General features: G+C 65.5%; 1 protein-coding gene. It reads left to right on the plus strand.

The genetic code is table 11. The annotated features are described in order from the left end of the window. Positions 1-684, plus strand: a 684-nt coding sequence (locus tag AACY45_RS27270; protein ID WP_339548539.1) for a methionine adenosyltransferase domain-containing protein, incomplete at both ends; no start/stop codon positions are given.

The following is a 684-nucleotide window of genomic DNA, read 5'->3' on the forward strand; positions in this document are numbered from 1 at the left end:
GGCGCGGCCCCGTTCCTGGAGCCCGACGCCAAGAGCCAGGTCACGCTGGAATATGAGAATGAAGTGCCGGTGCGCGCGACCGCTCTGGTCGTCTCGACCCAGCACAAGGCCGGCTATTGCCTGCAGGGCGACAATGCCAACCCGGCGCTGTACGATGAACTGCATGCGTACGTTTCGCGCGTGCTGACCGAGACGCTGCCCGAGGGCTTCGTCACCGACGCGACCAAGATCTACATCAACCCGACCGGCGCGTTTGAAATCGGCGGGCCGGACGGCGATGCGGGCGTCACCGGCCGCAAGATCATCGTCGACACCTACGGCGGCGCAGCGCCGCATGGCGGCGGCGCATTCTCGGGCAAGGATCCGACCAAGGTCGATCGCTCGGCAGCATACGTCTCGCGCTACATGGCGAAGAACGTCGTGGCCGCTGGCCTTGCGCGCCGCTGCACGATCCAGTTGAGCTATGCGATCGGCATTGCCGAGCCGCTGTCGCTCTATGTTGACCTGCATGGCACCGGTGCCGAGGGCATTACCGAAGCCAAGATCGAGGAAGTGCTGCCGCAGCTCGTCCGCCTGACACCGAAGGGCATTCGCGAGCATCTGAAGCTCAACGCCCCGATCTACAAGCGCACCGCGGCGTACGGCCATTTCGGTCGCGAGCCCGACGCCGATGGCTTCACCTGG

It is taken from the genome of Pseudomonas sp. RA_35y_Pfl2_P32 (genome assembly GCF_963970735.1).
Classification (GTDB): domain Bacteria; phylum Pseudomonadota; class Gammaproteobacteria; order Pseudomonadales; family Pseudomonadaceae; genus Aquipseudomonas.